The following is a 21,173-nucleotide window of genomic DNA, read 5'->3' as shown; positions in this document are numbered from 1 at the left end:
TTTGCTGCTTGCTGTCGTGCAGCCGAGATGATTCTCAGTTTTTCTTATTGGATGGGCAAGAGGCATCACTATCGGACTTTCGAGGTCGTTGGCTAGTCATTAACTTTTGGGCCGAATGGTGTCGCCCTTGCCTGGAAGAAGTGCCCGAGTTGAATGAAATATACCAGAAACGAGTGGAGAATGGGCTCGAACTGTTGGCATTCAGTTACGATCCTGTATCTAATGAGCAGTTGGAAACTGCAAAGCAAAAATATCAAATGGAGTACCCTATCGTGGCGAGTAAACCGGCTCCCATTGTGCCTTTTAAACGTCCATCAAAGCTTCCAGCGACCATAATGGTAACACCGGACGGTGACGTGGTAGGGCCGTTTTACGGGAAGCAGGATATTCACCGTATCCAAAATTTGATAAGGCAAATTAAAGTGGATCGAGACGAATCATGAGGTTATTGCTGCTGACTAAGCCGTAAACTCAGGAAAAATCTCAAGTTTTGTGCACGGTTACAGATTTTATTCGGTTATTTTCCCGCATAATTGAATCTATAATAAAGAGACCCTATTGACGCCATCAAACTCAATAGGTTCTAACTCAATAATCTTAATCTATGGGCGGTTGTAGCATGTCGAAGCTACTGAGATCAGTTTTGGTCATTTTTACCTCACTTGGCTTTTCTTTTACGAGTTTTGCTGAAGTTGATTCGGCTCCTGTCGCTGATTCGTTAGAAGAGCTAAAAAAGCAAGTATTGTCGATTAATCGCGAGCTGTTCATCCTCGAAGAAGATTTGCTCTTTCCAGCTTCAACTCAGGTTGCGTTTTTTGTCTCAGTTGATGTAGGGCACTTTTTCAAACTCGACAGCATTAAGCTCAAGGTGGATGGGGAGTGGATCACCCAATATTTGTACACGGATCGAGAGCTGGATGCACTAAGGCGTGGTGCGGTGCAGCGTTTGCACCTGGACAACTTTACTACCGGTGAACATCAAGTCGTTGCTGTCGTGATTGGGTACGGTCCGGAAAATCGTGAATATAAATTGGCGGTAAGCCATGATTTTGAAAAAGATACCGAAGCCAAGTTACTCGAAATTAAAATAATGGACGATGCCGATAAACAGCAACCGGCACTCAGTGTGAAAGAGTGGAATTGACCTGTCAAGGAAAGGCATTTTTTAAATGAGAATTTTAATTTTTCCAATTCATTGCTGGAACAAACTGCTTTCTTTTGCTCTGTTATTTGGAACAATTGGTCTCACTTGCAAAGCTTTTGCTGATGAGCAAACAGCAGCGATTTTGGCGCTTAAATCCGACGCAAAAATTCAACTAAAAGAATTGGCTTTTGGTGAGTTGCTATACGACTACTACCAGGAAAATTATTTTTCAGCATTAACGCGGTTGGACGTTGCTGAATATAAAGGGGAAGTGGAAGAGCACAAACATCATTTGCGGCTATTGCGTGGGGTGATGTATCTCAGCTATGGCATGTTGCAGTCGGCTGAACATATTTTTACTGGACTTTTGAGTGAGCAATCGCAAGGCGAAAAACTGGCTCAGGTGCGGTTTTATCTCGCAAAAACACATTACATGAATGGACGATTTCAAGACGCACAGATTCACTTACAAAAAGCGGAAGCCTTTTTACCTCCTGAACTGGTCGATGAAGCTTTGTTAATTCGTGCGCAAATTGCCTTCGAGCAAGGGCAACTTTCGGACGCGCAAGCGCAGTTGCTAAAAATTTCTCCCGCATCGGAACAGGGGCGTTTTGCGCAGTTTAATTTGGCGATATTTTTGTTACAACAAAATCAATTGGAAGAGGCAATAGAGCTCTTCGATAACCTGTACCCTAATGCTCAGTCATCGGATGTAGAACGAAGTTTATACGATCGCGCTAACCTTGCACTTGGTTATTATTATCTTGAAAAAAAGCAACAAGAACAAGCGCGAGAGTATCTAATTAATGTTCGTTTAAGCAGTGTCTTCAGTAATCGAGCGTTACTGGCTTTGGGGTGGGCTTATTACGAATCAAAAACGGAAGACAAAGCAGTTGCGTATTGGCAAGAGTTACTGACTCGCGACGCAAGGGATCCTGCGGTACAAGAAGCCGCAATGGCGTTGGCGTTTGCTTATTACAACCGAGGTGCGAAAAAAGAAGCGTTGGAGTCTTTTGTCACAGCCGCCGCAATGTTTGGTGAGCAACTCACCATTATCGAAAATGCTCATCAAGACCTAAAAGAAGATCTGTTTCAAAAGTGGCTCGACAGTCGTGGCATTCACGGCGATAAAATTTTTAATCGTTGGGCAGCTGGCGATGTACCGGTAACCGATCATGCCGTTGAATACTATTTACAGGAAGTGGTTGCTACGAACGAATTTAATCAACATTTTCATCGGTTTCAAGAAATGTCACATTTAAGCATGGTATTGCAACGCTGGCATCGACAATTACCGGTGTTTGAACAAATGTTGAAAAATCACCAATTACGTTATCAGAAAATTAAACCTCAAGTCGCAGTAAAAACGGCATCCATGTTGAGTGATGATTTTAACTTGCGTTTTCAACAATTGTCCGCTCAAGCAAACCAGCGTTTAGCACAAAATGATCTCTGGGTTTTAGCGAATGAGGAAGAGCTTGAATATTATCAGGACTTACAGCGTATTAAATTGACGTTAGATAACTTACCTCAAACCGAGTTTGATTTGGAAGATCAGTACGAGCAATGGCGGCGCATTCACGGGGCATTGCTGTGGCGTCTTGCAGACAGTTATGGACCAAGAAGTCATCATTTAAAGACACAGGTGAAACAAGCCAAGCAAGCAATGGAACAGTTAGCATTGCAGTCGCGAAGTATTCAATCTGCAGATGCCAAAGCAGCGACACGGTTTTTAAACTACGACCAACGAATTATTTCATTGGACTCTCGTATTAGTGGTTTATTGCTCGATATCGAGAATAATCGAGAGTTGGCACGACGCGCGATGGAACAAGTTTTGATTGAAAAGCTGAATAAGCGCAAGCAGGAAATTGACTTTTTGTTAGCTCAAACCGAGTTGTCTATTGCGAAGATTCAGGATGAAGCAGTGGGTCGACTGCTGGAGAGTCGGCAATGATCGCACGTGACTTTTCAGTTCGTTTAATCTTGGCTGTAAGCCTAACCGTTGGCTTGGCGTCTTGTGGTTTATTGGAGGTTGATCGAAGTTTAAAGCGTATTCCATTGGATAAATTGGAGCCTACGGTTCGTTTTGTTGATCAGAAAAAAGTTGAAGTGCCTGAGTCTGATATTGAGCAAGTCGATGCTGATCAAGTGGTTCATTCGTATTTAAGGCTGATGCAATCTCCCCATGCCGAAGTGAGGCGACAAGCAACGCGTCGATTGGCAGACTTGAACATGCGACTTGCCGAAGCAAAAAATGCGGAGTTGGCAGACGGAAAGGACGAATCGCACTTACCTGAAGCGATCCGTAACGCAAGCTATACTCGTGCTGCCGAGTTGTACCAGCAGATCATCGATGAATTTCCTAAACAGGCAGATGATGCCAGCGTTCGTTATCAGTTGGCGCGAGCTTTGGCACTGGAAGGAAAGTCAGAAGAGTCGTTACAACAAATGGATAACCTGGTAGCCGAACATCAAAGCTCGCCTGAAATGGTTGAAGTGCAGTTTCGTCGGGGTGAAGCCTACTTTTTAAGAAAGGATTACCGGCAAGCCGCTATTGCCTATCAACAGGTGTTAACGCACGGCAATGAAACGGATTTTTATGATAAGGCGCTTTATAAGAACGGCTGGTCATTATTTAAAGTTGTTGATTACGATTCGGCATTGGAAAACTTCTTTCCACTTCTGGAGCGGTTAAAGGAAGGAACGCAAGTGAGTGGCGATGTAAAACTTGTTGCTGCGGACTTAATTAAAGATACGCAACGCGCAATATCGTTGTCTTTTTATCATCTTGATGGGCCCACATCGGTTACCGAATACTTCAAAAAGCATGGAGATAATCGTTATGCACATGAAATTTACCACCATTTATCTCAGCTGTATCTTACGCAAGAACGTTTTCAGGATGCAGCCAATACTTATCTTGCATTCGTAAACACACATCCGGATCACGAGCGTGCTGCACATTTTCAACTTCAAGTGATTAAGACTTACGTGGATGGTGGTTTTCCTTCTCTGGTTTTACCCGCAAAAGAAGACTTTTTAACAAAATTTGGTGTAAAAAGTGAGTACTGGGCAAACGCTCCCGATGGGTTGCAAAGTGAATTAAAACCAAGTGTATTGAAGAACTTGGAAGAGGTATCCAGTCATTATCATGCGCAAGCTCAATCCAAAAGGAAAAAAGAGAGTTATGTAGTGGCTGCAGAGTGGTATAGCCATTTTTTGCAATTGTTAAAAGAAGAACAGCAGGTTGCGCCTTATCACTTTTTAATGGCAGAAGCCTTATTCGACGCGGAACAATATCAGCAAGCAATCCAGGAATTCGATGTGATTGCCTATCAATACAAAAGTTACACTAAGCGAGAACAGGCGGCGTATAATATTTTGCTAGCGCTACAGGCACTGGAACAGCAAACACCTAAGCAAAACGTTCAGCAGGTTGCGCAATATCAGGAACAGTCCATTAATTATACTTTGTTGTTTGCTGAGTTTTTCCCTGCATCCACTCGCGCTGCCGAATTGGTACTACGAGCCGCCGAGCAGTTAATCGTTTTTAATCGATTGCCTGAGGCCATATCGGCATCGGAAAAATTATTAGCATTAACGGGCAGTAAGACCAATGCGCAAACGGATCGAGCAAAAATTATTATTGCTAACGGGTTATTCGATTTAAAACAGTATGCTACCGCAGAGCAGGCTATCACTCGCGTGTTGACCGAAACTACTCTGACACCAACCGATAAAAAAGTGTTTCACGAAAGAAGAGCACAGGCGATATATCAACAGGCACAACAGTTTAAAAATATTAACGAACTACAAAAAGCCATTTCCGAATACCAAAGAATGGTTGCTGTTGAACCGAATGCATCCATTCGGCCCAATGCTGAGATAGATGCGGCCGTACTGTTGATGAAGCTGGAAAATTGGCCGGCTGCTAAAGTTGCGTTGGAAGGGTTTCGAGGTCGTTTTGCATCACATGCTCTTGCGGAAGGGTTAGATGAGCGTCTCGCCTTTGTTTACGAGAAAATGCAATTGTGGTCTGATGCTGCGATGGCCTATGAAAGAATTGGTGGCGCAACAAAAGATCCGGAAAAAGCCCGAGACATTCAATGGTATGTTGCTGACCTTTACTTAAAAGCCAGTAATATTAGCTCAGCCATTGGTGCGTTTAAAAATTATTACTGGAAATATCAACAGCCCTTTGTTCAATCCGTTGAAGCGGCTGCAAAGCTGGTAGACTTGTATGAGCAGCAGAACAACCGTGAGAAAGCGGATTTTTGGCGTGGCAAAATTGTGAGTCGCTATCGGAGTGGTGGAAAAGAGAACACGGATAGAACGCGTTACTTAGCGGCTCGCTCGGCTTTTGAGTTAGCTGAACCACTTTATGAAAATTACCAATCCATTAAACTTACTTTGCCACTGGCTAATTCATTGAAAAAGAAACGTGCGGCAATGGACAAGGCGTTGGCAGCATACGGTGAAATCGGCAAGTTTAAAGTGGCTGAATTTACGACAGCCAGCACTCATCGGGTAGGACAGCTTTACCATACGCTTGCGAAAGACATTATCAAGTCGGAACGTCCCAAAGGTATGAGCGAAGAAGAGTTGGAAGAGTATAACTATCTTATTGAAGATCAAGCTTTTCCAATTGAAGAGAAGGCGATCGCCATTTACACCTCGAACTCCGAACGAGTATTGCAAAATTTGTACGATGACTGGATCAAAAAATCATTTTCAGAATTGGCAAAATTGCAACCCGCGCGCTATGACAAGCAGGAAGTACTGGAAGGTTGGTTTGGAGGCATGAAGTAATGCGATTATTTTTTGCGGTGAGTCTTTTCGTTTTAGGTGGTTGTGTTTCATTCGATAAAAAACAGCCCACAGAAGACGTCGTCAGCGATATTCTAACGGGGCCTGCTTTTTTACAGGAAGAGCTGCCTTCAACGCTCGAACAGAAGTTGCAAGAAGCTCGACAGCTCGTAGCCAATGAAAACTTCCAACAAGCGGACCAATTGCTTGCAAGTATAAAAGTAGAATATTCAATTTATCCGCATATTGATTTGAATAGAGCTTTAATTGCCATTCAACAAAAAGATTATCTTTTAGCTGAATCCCATATTGATTCGGCTTTAGCGACTCGTCCTAACTACCCACCTGCGTTTAACATGCGCGGTGTTGTTTACCGACTTATGGGGCGATTTAACGAAGCAAAAGAAGCCTACGTTGCGGCAACAACTCAGGCGCCCAATTATGGAAATGCACATTTAAACCTGGGGATTCTTGCGGATCTTTATTTACAGGACTTTGCATTGGCGTTGCAATCCTTTGAGCTGTATTTAGCGCAGAACCCAGACAACCAAAAAGTCAAAAACTGGATCATTGAGTTAAAGCGTCGCATGCCAGCAACTGAGGAGGTAGTCCAATGATTCGCGTATTTCTAAGTGGCATTATGCTTCTTTTTTCAATGCAGTTGTTTAGCGCAGAACAGCAAGACAATGATGTGACAACACGAGTAAGAGACGCTCAGCTAGGTTTGACCATTAAGGGTAACCAAGAGTTACCCAATGTGCTTTATATTATCCCTTGGAAGAAAGGACCGCATAACCAAATATCGCCTATACAAGGTCGTATTGTTGATGAAGTGTATGGGCCAGTAGAAAGTAACGTATTTAAACGCAGAGTTAAAATATATCGTGAGTTTCAGCCTAAAACTGAAAAGTGAAGTTTTTCGCAATTTTCGTGGAATTATACAAATTTGTATTTTTCCTGAGTTATACTTTGAGATCAATTTAAGTCCTCAAACAGAAACGGAGAGTTAACATGAAGGGGTTAGCACTGTTCGCGCTTACTCAAGGCGTTACTAGCGCTGCGCCAGTCGAAGAAAAAGGGTTCTTTATGAACGTAGTCGAGTTTTTTCAAGAAGGCGGCGCGTTTATGTACCCCATTTTAATCGTAATGGCATTAGGTATTGCAATAGCCATCGAGCGTTATGTTTATTTGCAATTGGTTAAAACAAAAAATCAGATGGTTTGGAAAAAGCTTTTACCGGTGTTGAATAAAGGCGATTTTCGTCAAGCTTTGAACGTTGCATCGAATTCCAATGCCGCTTTAGGCCGAATATTGGCTTATGGCTTAAGTAAGCTTGGGCAGGGGCGGCGTCATGATGATTTAGAAATGGCCATGGAAGAAGGCTTAATGGAAATTATGCCGCGACTTGAAAAACGTACGCAGTATCTTGCGACTTTTGCCAACATTGCTACCTTATTAGGTCTATTAGGAACAATTCTTGGTCTTATCACCGCCTTTACAGCGGTTGCAAACGTTGACCCTGCGGAAAAAGCCAACTTGCTATCGGCAAGTATTTCGGTAGCCATGAATACGACGGCGTTTGGCTTAATGGCTGCTATTCCTTTATTGTTAATGTTTACTTTTTTACAAACTAAAACCACTGAAATTATCGACAGTTTGGAAATGGCATCGGTTAAGTTTATTAATGTCATTCGTTCGGCGACGCCTCCTGATGCACCAAAGCGACCTGCAGCGAAAACTGCGGTTCGTCCTCAGGTTTAAAGGAGTCTTTCAATTATGTGGCAGCGTCGGGCAAAACGGTCTAGAGAAGTCAATGCCGAGTTAAACATAACCGCTTTCATGAATTTAATGGTGGTTTTGGTTCCGTTTCTGTTAATTACGGCAGTGTTTTCTCAGGTGTCCATCTTAAATTTAAATTTGCCTGGCACAGGTTCTCCTCCTCAACAATCAGAAGAGCCGATCAAAGCACTAGAGGTTATTGTACGTTCAAATCGACTCGAACTGGCGGAACGTGCAACCGGTGGGTTTGTGACGATTCCTAATGACGAGCAAGGTTATAACTTCGAAAAGTTAAATCAGTCTTTGCAGTCGCTCAAGTCTTCACCGGATTTTCGAGATGAAACAGCCATTACATTATTGTTAGAAGAGAACATCGAGTACGATGTTTTGATCCAGACGATGGATGCTGTTCGATTAATGACGAATGAAAGGGACGAGAATAACGAAAAAACCATTGTTTATGGCGAGTTGTTTCCCGATATCTCTATTGGTAGCGCGCCTCCTGCTTATGATAAAAAGGCGGGAGGTCAATAAATGAAATTATCAAATCGCGCTAAGCGCATGGAGCGACATCATAAACGTTTTGGCAAGGGCGGCTTGCACCTGGTTTCTTTAATGGACATATTTACCATTCTGGTTTTTTTTCTGCTGGTAAACTCATCGACGGTGGAGCAGCTCCCTTCAACAAAAGCGGTAAAGTTGCCGGAGTCTTCATCAGAAAGATTACCGGAAGAAACATTATTAATTATGGTTAATAACGACGACTTGATTGTTCAGGGCCGTAAAGTAGCGAAAGCTTCTGATGTGATGGAGAGTGATGAAAACATTATTCCGGGCTTGAAGCAGGAGCTTGAATTTCAATTGCAACAACGACTTGGTATTAGCGCATCGCCCGATGACGCTGGTGAAGTTACGGTAATGGGTGACAAGGAAATCCCTTATAAATTATTGAAACGCATTCTTTACACTTTGAGTGAGTCTAATTATAAAAATATTTCCTTAGCGGTTGTTAAAAAATCGGATAAAAAAGAGGCTGGAGAGTAGTCGATGAGTCGTGGTTATCCGCTTTTAACACCCATGCTTCCTTGGGAAATATCCGAGGAAGAGAGTCGTCGTTTTCGCAAAATATTATTAACGATTTTGATTTTATGCTTGCTGTTTGGAATAATCATTCCATTGATTGATGTTCCTAAAGACGTACGCGTAGTGAATAAAGTTCCGGATCGTTTAGTAAAGTTAGTCATTGAACAAAAAAAGGAAAAAATGCCACCTCCGCCCCCGGAGCTGCCGAAAGAAGAGGAAAAAAAGGAAGAGCCAAAGCCGGAGGAAAAGAAAGAAGAACCTAAGCCAAAACCGGAAGAAAAAAAACCGGATCCGAAACCGGAACCGACAGTAAAATCGGCGAAGCAGGTTGCTGAAGAAAAAGCCGCCGTATTTGATGTGTTTGCTGACTTAAGAGAAAACACAACGGTAGCGGAGCTCACGGAAACAACGGATTTAACTCGCACAGGTACTCAGGAAACGGAAACTCGACGAGAAGTCATTGGTAACTCGGCACTACAAGACAGTGGCGGTATTAATCAATCGGTTGCCAGTACTTCAAAAGGAGGTGGTGGTGCGTTAAAAGGAAGTGGAACGACCGCTGTGACCAGTAAAATACAGGGTGTGACTCGAAAGCAATCAACAGCCAGTACTGGAGGAAAAGGCGGCTCAAGAACCAGTGAAAACATTCAGCTCACGTTTGACCGTGGACAAGGCACTATCTTCACCGCTTATAATCGAGCTTTAAGAAAAAACCCTTCCTTACAAGGTACCGTTGTATTCAAACTTAAAATATCACCAGATGGAAAAGTCATTGATGTTAGTATTGTGAGCAGCCAGTTGAATGACCCCAAGCTCGAAAAGCGATTGATGGCGGCGATTAAACGACTTAATTTTGGTGCTATGGATGTTGGTGTTTGGGAAGGTAATTACCCTGTTGTTTTTGCACCTCAGTAAAAATACCCAGGTTGCTGGGTATTTTTTCTCTATAAGATATTAAAATGAACATACACAAAACTCTGTTTGTAGCATTTCTAATTTTCTTAAACCCCGCCTTTGCTCAATGGCATAAACATGAGTTTCAAGTTATGGGCACAGAAGCTCAAGTGGAACTTTGGGAGGACAGCTCTAAAAATGCGCAGCGCTTAATTCAGAGTGTTGTGGATGAAATGAATCGCATCGAGAAGCTGATGAGTCCTTTTATTGAGAGCAGTGAACTTTATCGTATTAATGCTATGGCAGATAAAGAGCCGGTTAATATCTCAAAAGAACTTTTCCAGCTTATTGAGCTCTCCATCGACTTTTCAAAACGAACGCAAGGTGCTTTTGATATTACTTTTGCTAGCGTGGGTTACAAGTACGACTACCGTAAAGCAACATCTCCAGATGACATTTTTATTGATGCTTCGAAAAAAAACATCGACTATGCCGCTATTGAAATGAATGCTCAGCAACAAACCATATTCTTTACACGTCGTGGTGTTAAAATTGACTTAGGTGGTATTGCAAAAGGCCATGCGGTTGATCAATGTATTAAAATTCTTGCGGTCAGTGGCGTAAAAAATGCTTTTATTAAAGCGGGTGGAGACAGTCGGTTATTGGGTGATAAGAGAGGGCGATTATGGACGATTGGTATCCAGCATCCTCGTGATAAAAACCAAGTGTTAACACAAGTTCCTCTCGAAAATGTCGCGATATCAACTTCTGGAGATTACGAGCGTTTCTTTATTAAAAATGGTGAACGTATTCACCATATTCTTGATCCTAAAACAGGTCGTTCTGCCAAAGGCAGTGTCAGCGTTTCGATCATTGCCGATGACTCAACAACAGCTGATGCATTATCTACCAGTGTATTTGTACTAGGTCCGGAGAAAGGACTGAAGCTGATTAATAATCTATCCGGTGTCAGCGCCATTATTATTGATGATAAAGGAAAGTTTCACTACAGCAAAGACCTGCAGGCCCATTAACAGCGACTCAATATTATATTTTGTGCGCGATGTCATTATTGTTTTTTATTAAGGCATTTACTTTGTTTTTTTTACTCAGTTCTCAGTGTATTTTCTTTCGTTTGATGCGGTAAATTTAGCTAATATGCATCTCGAAACGAGAAGCGTTTGTTGTTTTAAATGGGAAATAAATCATGTATGGTTGAGATGATAAATACTTGCTAAAACTGCTTTTCGAACCGTGCTGTTTTAGACGAGTTTTAACTCTAAAAAAACAAACAGAAAAGGGAGTTAATCCTATGATAATGAAACAACCATTCAAGCTCGCCTTGATCCCTCTGGCATTCACTTCAACCTTATTTGTATCGGCACCAATGGTCCATGCAGAAGAAGCATCAGCCGATGAAAAAGTTGTCATCACGGGCTCCCGAATTCGGCAGTCTCAAGCCGCTGGTAATGCACCGGTACTTACATTAACAAGAGAGGATTTGCAAAAAACGGGATTAACCTCCGTTGCTGATATTTTACAAAAGATGTCGACGTCTGGCGCGGCATTAAATACTCGATTTAATAGCAGTGGTAACTTCGGTATGCCGTCGGATGGTGGTGGTGTTGGTGCTGGAGGCGCGGAAGTTGATTTAAGACATTTAGGTTCCGACCGTGTATTAGTTCTGGTTGATGGAAAACGTTGGGTTAATGGTTCCTCCGCGAGTGGAGTATCGGGTGCTGTTGATCTAAATACCATTCCTGTTTCGATTGTTGAGAGAATTGAGGTACTTGAAGATGGAGCCTCTTCTATTTACGGCTCAGATGCGATTGCCGGAGTAGTGAATGTTATTACTCGAAAAGATTTTGATGGCTGGGAACTGAATACATCGTATGGTGGGTTTGGTGATTTTATTGGAAGTCTCGATGATGGTGAAACGACGAGCTTTGAACTGACCTTTGGAGCCATTGGCGACAGGCACAATATTGTCACTTCGGTCAGCCACGTTGATCAAAATGTTGTTTTTTCTAAAGACCGAAGCTTAGCGGATACGCCTTTAGCCGGAACCGGAAATACTCGGGGAAGCTCGGCAACACCCTTTGGTCGATTTGTCTGGATTGAACCTCAAATTACTAATGATTATGGTGGCCTCTGTTCATTCATTGACACAAATGATGACGATATTGAAGACTCAACGCTTTGTAGTGTGACACCTAATGGAACAGCGGCAACGAGTGGAACTTTAAATTTTCCAACAGAGTTTCATGGGTTTACGGATGCCGACCGATTTAATTACGCTGCTTTTAACTTATACGTGACTCCAAGTCAGAGGACGAATATTTACTCGAGGGCGCGTTACGACCTTTCTAATTCAGTCAGTTTTGTTACTCAAGTGATGTATAACATTCGGAAGTCGCAAAATCAGGCGGCTCCAGAGCCCATTTTTATTGGTCCTGATGCGGGAACAGGCGGTATTGCTGATACTGTTTCTATTGACTCAACAAATCCCTATAACCCCTTTGGAATGACCTTAGACAGCAGTAACTTTGTCTTCGCGGGTCGACGACCCATTGAAGCCGGTCCGAGACGATACCACCAGAATGTCAATACTTCTTATATTACTACTGCATTTGAAGGGACGTTTGATGTTGGGGGGGCGGCGTACTACTGGGACATTGGCATGTCTTGGGGTAAAAACTATGCTACGCAAATTAAAACGGGTGCTCTTAACGCAGCAAGAATTAAAAAAGCACTGGGACCTGTCGATGAGTGTAATGCCGATCCATTATGCGTACCACTTGATATTTTCGGACAAAATGCAATTACCAATGAAATGTTGAATTACATTATGTTCGAACAAAAAGATGTGAGTGAAAATAAAGTACAGTTGTTTAGTGCGAATATTACAGGTGAGTTGTTTCAAATGCCTGGCGGATACGCAGCATTTGCTAGTGGTATGGAACACCGTGTTCAGAGCGGATTTTTTAGTCCCGATCCTGTTGCTTCGAGTGGTGAAACAATGGGGATACCAGCGAGCCCTACCGATGGAGCTTTTACAGCCGATGAGTTTTACATAGAAGCAAAATTTCCATTCATTGAAGGTAAGCCAGGTGCCGATATTTTGGAGTTGACGACGGCACTCCGACGATCGGATTATGAAACAACTGCGGGTTCAAAATTTGATGCAACCACATCTAAAATCGGATTTTTGTGGCGTCCTTTACCAGAGTTTTCTTTTAGAATAGCGGCTTCTGAAGGTTTTAGAGCACCTTCTATCGGTGAACTGTTTAATACCGGCGCACGGAGTGATGAGACTTTAACTGATCCTTGCGGTGATCCAAGTAACCATTCTGCTTGTAGTCAAATTTGGACCAACTCAAACTTTAGCAACTATAACCAAAGAGACGGTCAAATTTCGGTTCAAACTGGCGGTAATACCGAGTTACAACCAGAAGAGTCTGAGTCGCTAGTTTGGGGAGCTGTGTATAGCCCAGATTGGTTTGATGACTCGAGTTTGTCGTTTGAGCTTACGTTTTATGAGCATGAAATTGACAATGCAATTCAAGCCGATGCACAAGCGCTGTTGGACCAATGTGTTTCAGGTCTTCGACCCAGTAACTGTGATGCCATTTCGCGAACAGCGTCCGGTACAATTAATGGTTTTGACAACGGCCTGCAAAATATTGGTGGGGTTGAGACATCGGGTACTGACTTCAAAGTATCTTATAGTACGGAGCTGAGTATCGGTCGAATTAACGTTACCTGGAGAAACTCTTTCGTTAATGAGTACATTGAAATTGATGGCGACGGTAATCGATCAACTGATCGAGATGGAACTGAGTTTGGAAGTAATCCTGATAGAGCAATTCCTGAGTGGAAATACGATTTGACATTGGACTATTCAAAGAATGATTGGAGAGCAAGTACAACACTTCGTTATATTTCTAAAATTTATGAGTCGTGCTCTGACTTCTTAGATGGTTCTCCAAACAGTTTAACTGCGCTTGGGTTATGCAGTAATCCGAACCCTAATAATGATGCTGCATCGACTAATATTCTCGACGATACTTACTACATAGACTTTCAAGTTGGGTACAGCTTTAAGCTCGGCGAGTACGATACGGATGTTGCCTTAGGCGCTCGAAATTTATTTGATGAAGAGCCACCCGTATGTACTCAATGTGATTTGAACGGTTATTTACCGGGCGTATACGATCCGCAAGGGCGTTATTGGTATCTTAAGTTTTCGATTCGACCATAAAACATAAAGGGAGCATCGCTCCCTTTTTTAATGTCTTATTTAATACGAGTAACCTTAAGCCGGCGATTGACTCCTTCAATTCCCATATAGAACGCCCCCAAAGCCCCTTTTTCAATGGTAACTTTGGGGTTCTCGATTTTATAGTACATGCTACTTGAGCTGGTTACTTTCCACACTTGCCCATTTTCCAGTTTGATTTTCATTTTCTTTTTCCAATTTTTAAAGCTGCCAATGGCACGGCTTTCCAGCTTATCTGGAGAATGCTGTGACCGTTTGTTTTCAAATCCGAAAATATTCTCATGGGTCAAGGCGGGAGTAGGGGTTATTGAATGTTCATTTTTTGCATTGTCTACGGACTGTTGTGGTGTCTGCTTTTGCGTTGTATCGGAGCTCGGTGAACGGAAAATCTTATCGTAGCAAACGAGCCGTGCACCATCGTCTTCAATCAGGCTACATTGTTTCGCCAATGGTTCATTGGCGAAATTAGGCATGACAGCCAACAAACTGATACATAGGATTGTTTTGTTCATAATTTAATTCCATGATGGAGAGTCTTTGTTGCGCAGTCTAAGAAAATCGTGAAAGACTGTCCAGACAATGAGCGTAATTTACCCGACGTGTAAATCTTGCACTTTTTATGTAGGGTATTTCTGGTACACTGTTCGTTCGTGAGTCACGATATTTGAGTATAATGATAAAGTTTAAGCGACTGATATTATGGATAATTTATATGGGCAGTTGTTGCTCTGCTTTCGCTTATGCTAATAACTCAGCTGATCCACCAGTGGTTGCGATATTTTCACAGAACAAGCCGATCGACCACGTTAATCAAATATCAGACCCTGAATCCTTTTGTTCTGGTGTAATCTTTGAACGCTTCTGGGTTTTAACCGCCGCGCATTGTGTCGATAACTACCAAGCTGAAGAACTCTTTATCAAGCTTAAGTCGAAGCGTGGAAATGTTCAACGACAAGTCCAGAGTATCATACAACATCCAGACTGGCAGCGCGCAACGTTGGCCAATGATATTGCTCTGTTAAGGTTAGTCAACGCGGTACCAGAGGGTCACGTCCAGCAGAGCCAAACATCGATAAGTAACTTTTTTTACAGTGGTACTTTGGCCGATCTTTTTCGTTGGCAAGACTTTCAACAGCAAACTGCTCCCGCCGCTTTCTTATTGAAAGACAAGCAACAATGCGAATCCGAAATGAGTGAAGCTCTGGCCAGTCAATCGGAGAAGCCTGAACCGGTTGAAATCCATTCATCCATGTTTTGTGCACAACCTTTGGATATAACACGCAGCAATTGCTTTGGCGATAGCGGGAGTCCACTGATGGTTGAACAAAATGGCCGATGGTTGCTGATAGGCATCGTCAGTTGGGCTTATGCGTGTAATCAAGTGGGAATCGACAGTGTTTTTACGCGACTGTCAGAGTTTAAATCCTGGATAGAAAGTACGACCAGTGGAATTTTTACTCCGGAAGTCGTTGACTTTGGCTTATTACCTCAAGGTAAGGCGATGATGTTGCCGGTTTTAATTGCGAATCATTCGGCTCAACAAATGAGTTTAGAAGTTCAATTAACCAATAATGCCGCTCAAAGCTTTTCGATAGCAAAACAGAACTGCTTTTCCATTATTGAGCCAGGAATGAGTTGTAAAGTATACGTTGAGCTAAACTCTTCACAAACTGACCAGCAAATAGGAACTTTGGAAGTTCAGGATATTTATAGTGGTGTAAAGCGGCAGGTGAATTTACAAGGGATGGTTTTATCATTTTATAACCATCAATCGCAAGTTTCTTCAAATGCGTCGGTTCAGTGGTACACTACACAGCATGAAAATTGGCAAGTATTTGATGACAAAGTGGAATACTTGTCATCGACTTTGACAGACTCTCATCCCAAAATCGCATTAGCGCTGATTCAAGGTAAAGGCGAGTTTTCTTTTCAACTAACTGCGGAAGGTGAAGATGACTGCACTAAAACTTTATCTTGTAGAGGTTGGACATTACTTTTTGATAATCGAAAACTGAGTTTAACGCAGCAAAATGCGTTTCATTTTCCTGTTTCCGGTGAGCAACTTCATTCATTGGCTATTTTGATAGAGCCTGATAAAGAAAATAATGAGCGAAAAAGCTTAAAGCTGGCTGTAGAAAATATAGAGCTAAAAGGATCACAAAAACGTGAGAAGGGAAGCGACGTTCAAGCCGGCAGTATAGCGGTTTCAGCAGGTTTCATGTTGTTGCTATTGGGACGCCGACGCGCAACGTCCCATTCTTAAATTACCGGTGAACGCCTCTAAAAATTAGAATAGGCTTTCCGACATTTGCATCAGTGGTTTTGCGCCGCTTTTTATATTAGCCGCGTGTGTTTTTACGCGAGGCAATAATCGTGCAAAGTAAAACTCACACGTTGCCAGCTTACTCTTAGCCAATTCACTATCCGCATCTTTCTTTCTTGCGCAATACGCAATTTGTAACCAAGTATAAGCCAGGTAAATATACCCCGAATACATGAGGTAATCGAACGCAGCTGCACCCACTTCTTCTCGGTCTTTCCCTGCTTTGCGTGCGACTGTTAGCGTAATCATAAACCATTTTCGGAGCAGTGTTTTCAACTCACTGGCGTAGGGTTTTAATGCTTTATCGGTTGCGGCGTCTTTACAGAAATATTTGATTTTCTTTTGGACTCGACGAAGTGTGGATAATTTATCCATGAGAACTTTTCTTCCTAAAAGATCCAGCGCCTGAATGCCATTGGTTCCTTCGTAGATTGGGGTTATACGAGCATCTCGAGCCAGTTGTTCCATTCCCCATTCACTAATATACCCGTGCCCGCCTAAAACTTGCATTCCCAAGTTGGTGGATTCAACGCCGGTCTCTGTCATAAAGGCTTTACAAATAGGCGTAAGAAAACTCAGCTCTTTATGAATTTTTGATTTACGCTCTCCTTCGGCCCGGCTTTCGGCATCAACCAAAGTTGCTGCATAGTACGCCAGCGCACGGTTACCTTCAGCGAATGCTTTTTGTGTTAACAGCATTCGACGAACGTCTGGGTGAACGATGATCGGATCGGCTGACTTTTCAGGTTCTTTTGCTCCGGAAAGTGCTCGCATTTGCAATCGATCTTTAGCGTAAGCCAAGGCGCCTTGGTACGATGCACAACTCACGGCCTGACCTTGTTGTGCGGTACCGAGTCGGGCGGCATTCATCATGGTGAACATGTAGTTCAATCCTTTATTGGCTTCACCAATTAAAAAGCCTTCGGCTTCGTCGAAATTCAATACCGCAGTTGCAGAGGCTTTGATACCCATTTTATGTTCAATAGAGCCACAGCTGACGCTGTTGCGTTCGCCGGGTTCTCCGTTTTCATTTAGTTTGAACTTAGGAACGATAAACAGTGAAATGCCTTTGGTACCTTCGGGGGCACCAGGAAGGCGTGCCAAAGTAAGGTGAATGATATTTTCGGCCATATCGTGCTCACCTGCCGAGATAAAGATTTTGGTACCGGTAATTTTATAGCTGCCATTTTCTGTAGGCTCAGCCTTGGTGCGAAGGATACCTAAATCGGAACCACAATGCGGCTCGGTCAGGCACATGGTACCTGTCCACCGTCCTTCAATCATTTTGGGTAGGTAGGTTTGTTTTTGAGTATCGGAACCATGCGATGTTAACGCTTCGATCACACCCTGGCTAAGACCAGGATACATGCCCCAGGACATATTGGAGCCTGCAATCATTTCTGCCAGCACCATAGACAGGGAATAAGGCAAACCTTGGCCTCCAAACTCGGGATCGCCACTTAATGCAGGCCAGCCGTTGTCGCAAAATTGTTGGTAGGCTTGCTTGAAACCTTCTGGAGTGGTGACTTCACCGTCGTTAAATTGACAACCTTGTTGATCACCGCTTTGGTTAAGAGGCGAGAGTACCTCCTGCGAGAACTTGGCGCCTTCCTCCAAAATGGCGTCGATCAATTCTTTGTCGGCGGCTTCATCAAATCCGTATTTTTGATAATGCTCGGTAACATTTAACCAGTCATGAAGTAAAAAACGAATATCGGATAATGGGGCTCTGTATTCTGGCATAGGTCTGACCTCAATGTGTTTTATAACAAAATAACTGGTCAGACCAATATCGTCAAGACTCATGCACAAAAATCGGGCGTGCGTATCTGGAGCTGAGTTGGTTGTTTAATTATCAGGGTTTTATAACGGAGTGAATAACGTCAGTGCCTTAACCGGCGTTCCCGCAATATATAGCGGATTTTATCGACTTTCGCTTGAATGCGAGTTGTTGCGTAGGGATCGTCCGAACCACGGCCCAAAGCGAGTTCAAATTGGGCTAATGCCCCCTTTAGATCACCCGTTGCAAACAAGTATTGACCTTGAGACTCGTGAACTTCATCGGCAAAGCCTGACAAACTCTGGGCTTCACCGAGCAGCTTAAAAATTTGGGGCTCTGCATTGGGCTTATACGCGTGTTCTAGCAAAATAGCACGGGCCGCTGTGGGCTGTTTATTGTCGATGAGTGCTTTGGCGTAGGTCATAATCAGGGGATAGCTGGTGGGTGTCGTTTTTAGTTCTGCTTCCAGAAATGGTATTGATTTTTCTGGTTGTTTAGCATCGATATAGGTTTCGGCCAGGCTTACCAGGTAAATCAGATTGCGTTGTCTTTGTAAATACAGTTGTTTCAGCAAGTGAATTGCCGTTGAGAAATCTTCGTGCTTACTTGCTTGTAACGCGTAGTGATAGAGTTCGATTTCCTTCGTGAGCTTGCCTTGTTGGTACCGTTTTTTATTTTCGGCGTATTGCGGCGCTTGAAGCTTCTCGTTTTTAACACTGAGGCGCGCTTTGACCAGATGGAAGTCTAATGAATCGGGGTTACTAGGAGAAGGCAAAGCGCGAGCGCGGGCACGTGCATCTGAAATTCGGGTTTGGGTGACTGGGTGAGTCATCAAAAACTCCGGTGGTTTTCGTAGGTAACGCGTAGAGTGTTGTACTTTTTCGAAAAAGCCCGCAACCGCTTCTGGATCAAAACCTGCGCGGCTTAAGGCAATGATTCCAATTCGATCGGCTTCTTTTTCATTTTCTCGAGTATGGTTGATCAGTGCCTGCTGCATACCCGCTTGTGAAGTTGCCATCATTCCTATGCCGGCTTCCGGGTTTTGACTGGCTACCAAGACTGCTCCGATAAATGCGGCCAGTGCCGGAAATGAGAGCTGGTTTTGGAGTTCCAATCGTCGAGCGAGGTGACGTTGTGTCACGTGCGCAATCTCGTGACCCAGTACTGCAGCAAGTTCACTTTCATTATCTGCTGCAGTGATTAAGCCAGTGTGCGTTCCGATATAGCCGCCAGGTAGCGCAAATGCGTTCAGGGAAACATCTTGAATGACGAAAAAGTAGAACTTACGATCCTGGGCATCTGGGTTTTGCTCTACAATGCGAAAGCCTAGATGATTGATGTAGTCGACGGTTAAGGGGTCATGCACCAGTGGCAAATATCGCCTAACGCCAAGAATATATTCATCCCCAATGGCTTGCTCTTGAGTCACTGAAAGCGTGCGGGAAGTACTGCTTCCCATATCTGGTAGCTTGTTGCTGGCCGACCATACTAAACTGCAAGTCGTTATTGCCAGAGTTGCCAGAATTGCGCGAAGACTGAGTGTATGTTTCAAAACAAGTTCAACTTTCATTACGGCCAATATGAATTTGAATAAACTTGACAGTAAAAGTTCCGGCTGAATGATTCAGGAATTTCTCTGTCAGGCAGTATTATGAGGTTCGGTTTATGTATACAATAGCGTTTTCTACCTTAGCATCAAGTTTATCCGTTGAAAATATCTGAACAGCCAATAACTTATTTCTACGATTTGCGAGAGCTTCGCTGCCCAATGTTATTAGTTAAAGCTAAGCAACTCATGATGCAAGGTCGTTCTAAAGAATGTTTTCAATTTATAATTTCAGATTATACTTTTTTCCAGGATTTGTCGCGTTTGGCTGATCGTTACGCATTGCAAGTGCAATTGCAAGAGCGTAATGACGATTCGTGGCAGGTCACGGTTACGCTGTTTAACGATGCTCCATTTTGTAGTTTAACGTTGCAGGATTCAAAATGACTAAATTGTTCATTCGCTGGTTTCGCCGAAACTTTTCTGATCCACAAGCTGTCATCCTGCTGATGATTTTGTTACTCGGCTTCTTGCTGATTTACACATTGTCGGATCTTTTAGCGCCGGTTTTTGTTGCCATCGTATTGGCCTACTTATTGGAGTGGATTGTTCAAGCGTTTGAAGATAAAGGATTGCGCCGTCGCTGGGGAGTGATTGTTGTCTTTTCTGGTTTTGTAACGGTTAGCCTACTATTAATTTTGGGCGTTGTCCCCTTAATTTGGCAGCAACTCGAAAACTTGGTTTCGGACGCGCCAAGTATGTTAGGAAAAGTGAAAACAACCTTGGATCAGCTACCGCAGCAATACCCAAGTTTTGTAACACCAGAGCAAATGAGTGAGTTATACCAATCTTTTGGTGAAAAAATGGGCGGATTTGGCGAGCTGGTAGTTTCAATTTCTTTAAGCTCATTACTTAATGTCGCAGCGCTTTTGGTTTACCTCATACTGGTACCTTTAATGCTGTTTTTTTTCTTAAAAGATAAAGCGGAAATCATTCAATGGGGGTTGCGCTGGTTGCCCAAAGAGCGGTATTTGGCCAATCGAGTTTGGGGCGAAGTGAATGCTCAAATTGGAAATTATATCCGCGGTAAAGTATTGGAAATATTTATTGTTGGTGCGGTAAGTTTTATTGTGTTCAGCATTATGGATTTGCGTTACGCATTATTGTTGGGTGTGCTGGTAGGCTTTTCTGTATTAATTCCTTATATTGGTGCTGCGGTCGTTACATTACCAATTGCGTTAATGGCGTATGTGCAGTGGGGTTTCGACTCACAATTTGTTTGGCTCATGATTGCTTACGGTATTATTCAAGCGCTTGATGGAAATGTACTGGTTCCAATTCTGTTTTCAGAAGCGGTGAATTTGCATCCGGTTGCAATTATTATAGCAGTATTGTTTTTTGGCGGTATTTGGGGGTTTTGGGGAGTCTTTTTTGCCATTCCATTGGCCACTTTGGTGAAAGCGGTCATTAATGCGTGGGAAGACGTAAAAACCACAGATGAAGAAGAGTCTGCAGAAGCCGCATAAGGCTTCTGCA

The 21,173-nt window shown here is 43.1% G+C and carries 18 protein-coding genes; 15 read left to right on the top strand and 3 right to left on the bottom strand.

The genetic code is table 11. The features are described from left to right. Positions 1-8 precede the first annotated feature (8 nt). The 12 genes from ACTUJY_RS03200 to ACTUJY_RS03145 all read left to right on the top strand — a co-directional run bounded on the left by ACTUJY_RS03200 (position 9) and on the right by ACTUJY_RS03145 (position 13,970). Positions 9-443 (top strand): TlpA family protein disulfide reductase, encoded by a 435-nt coding sequence (locus tag ACTUJY_RS03200; protein ID WP_463614611.1) that lies wholly within the window; start codon positions 9-11, stop codon positions 441-443. Positions 444-619: 176 nt separating this feature from the next. Then, complete coding sequence (locus tag ACTUJY_RS03195; RefSeq protein ID WP_463614610.1) at positions 620-1,144, top strand: hypothetical protein; 525 nt, start codon at positions 620-622, stop codon at positions 1,142-1,144. A 25-nt stretch (positions 1,145-1,169) separates the two neighbouring features. Then, positions 1,170-3,101 (top strand): tetratricopeptide repeat protein, encoded by a 1,932-nt coding sequence (locus ACTUJY_RS03190; protein ID WP_463614609.1) that lies wholly within the window; start codon positions 1,170-1,172, stop codon positions 3,099-3,101. Further along, entirely contained in the window at positions 3,098-5,956 is a 2,859-nt protein-coding gene (locus ACTUJY_RS03185; protein ID WP_463614608.1) for a tetratricopeptide repeat protein, read from the top strand. The genes ACTUJY_RS03190 and ACTUJY_RS03185 overlap by 4 nt, the downstream gene beginning before the upstream one ends. Beyond that, positions 5,956-6,570 carry a tetratricopeptide repeat protein gene (locus ACTUJY_RS03180; RefSeq protein ID WP_463614607.1) on the top strand — a complete coding sequence of 205 codons (615 nt, stop codon included), beginning with the start codon at positions 5,956-5,958 and terminating at the stop codon, positions 6,568-6,570. Before ACTUJY_RS03185 ends, ACTUJY_RS03180 begins: the two co-directional genes overlap by 1 nt. Continuing rightward, entirely contained in the window at positions 6,567-6,866 is a 300-nt protein-coding gene (locus ACTUJY_RS03175) for a hypothetical protein (protein ID WP_463614606.1), read from the top strand. Before ACTUJY_RS03180 ends, ACTUJY_RS03175 begins: the two co-directional genes overlap by 4 nt. Positions 6,867-6,964: 98 nt before the next feature. Beyond that, positions 6,965-7,714: a MotA/TolQ/ExbB proton channel family protein gene (locus ACTUJY_RS03170; RefSeq protein WP_463614605.1), complete on the top strand. Its 750-nt coding sequence runs from the start codon at positions 6,965-6,967 to the stop codon at positions 7,712-7,714. Between the two features lie 15 nt (positions 7,715-7,729). Beyond that, positions 7,730-8,266, top strand: coding sequence for an ExbD/TolR family protein (locus tag ACTUJY_RS03165; protein WP_463614604.1), 537 nt, complete (start codon positions 7,730-7,732; stop codon positions 8,264-8,266). Then, complete coding sequence (locus ACTUJY_RS03160) at positions 8,267-8,776, top strand: ExbD/TolR family protein (RefSeq protein ID WP_463614603.1); 510 nt, start codon at positions 8,267-8,269, stop codon at positions 8,774-8,776. Positions 8,777-8,779: 3 nt separating this feature from the next. Beyond that, complete coding sequence (locus ACTUJY_RS03155) at positions 8,780-9,730, top strand: TonB family protein (protein WP_463614602.1); 951 nt, start codon at positions 8,780-8,782, stop codon at positions 9,728-9,730. 44 nt (positions 9,731-9,774) lie between these two features. Beyond that, entirely contained in the window at positions 9,775-10,743 is a 969-nt protein-coding gene (locus ACTUJY_RS03150) for an FAD:protein FMN transferase (protein WP_463614601.1), read from the top strand. 278 nt (positions 10,744-11,021) lie between these two features. Then, complete coding sequence (locus ACTUJY_RS03145; RefSeq protein ID WP_463614600.1) at positions 11,022-13,970, top strand: TonB-dependent receptor domain-containing protein; 2,949 nt, start codon at positions 11,022-11,024, stop codon at positions 13,968-13,970. Positions 13,971-14,005: 35 nt separating this feature from the next. Here ACTUJY_RS03145 and ACTUJY_RS03140 read toward each other — a convergent pair whose 3' ends face one another. Beyond that, positions 14,006-14,500 carry a hypothetical protein gene (locus tag ACTUJY_RS03140; RefSeq protein WP_463614599.1) on the bottom strand — a complete coding sequence of 165 codons (495 nt, stop codon included), beginning with the start codon at positions 14,498-14,500 and terminating at the stop codon, positions 14,006-14,008. A 200-nt stretch (positions 14,501-14,700) separates the two neighbouring features. On the opposite strand from ACTUJY_RS03140, the gene ACTUJY_RS03135 reads away from it, so the two are divergent. Beyond that, complete coding sequence (locus tag ACTUJY_RS03135) at positions 14,701-16,251, top strand: serine protease (RefSeq protein WP_463614598.1); 1,551 nt, start codon at positions 14,701-14,703, stop codon at positions 16,249-16,251. 24 nt (positions 16,252-16,275) lie between these two features. Here the strand turns inward: ACTUJY_RS03135 and ACTUJY_RS03130 are convergent, their stop codons facing one another. Together ACTUJY_RS03130 and ACTUJY_RS03125 are read right to left on the bottom strand one after the other, a co-directional pair. After that, positions 16,276-18,054: an acyl-CoA dehydrogenase C-terminal domain-containing protein gene (locus tag ACTUJY_RS03130; protein ID WP_463614597.1), complete on the bottom strand. Its 1,779-nt coding sequence runs from the start codon at positions 18,052-18,054 to the stop codon at positions 16,276-16,278. 140 nt (positions 18,055-18,194) lie between these two features. Next, positions 18,195-19,661: a M48 family metalloprotease gene (locus ACTUJY_RS03125; RefSeq protein ID WP_463614596.1), complete on the bottom strand. Its 1,467-nt coding sequence runs from the start codon at positions 19,659-19,661 to the stop codon at positions 18,195-18,197. Positions 19,662-19,799: 138 nt separating this feature from the next. Here ACTUJY_RS03125 and ACTUJY_RS03120 point away from each other — a divergent pair, with 138 nt between their 5' ends. Both ACTUJY_RS03120 and ACTUJY_RS03115 read left to right on the top strand, forming a co-directional pair. Beyond that, complete coding sequence (locus ACTUJY_RS03120; RefSeq protein WP_463614595.1) at positions 19,800-20,084, top strand: sulfurtransferase TusA family protein; 285 nt, start codon at positions 19,800-19,802, stop codon at positions 20,082-20,084. Beyond that, complete coding sequence (locus tag ACTUJY_RS03115; RefSeq protein WP_463614594.1) at positions 20,081-21,163, top strand: AI-2E family transporter; 1,083 nt, start codon at positions 20,081-20,083, stop codon at positions 21,161-21,163. Before ACTUJY_RS03120 ends, ACTUJY_RS03115 begins: the two co-directional genes overlap by 4 nt. The last annotated feature ends 10 nt before the right edge of the window (positions 21,164-21,173 follow it).

The organism is Pleionea sp. WD8-19 (assembly GCF_055326765.1).
Note: the sequence above shows the minus strand (reverse complement) of the source record. Positions and strands in the feature narration are given on the sequence as shown.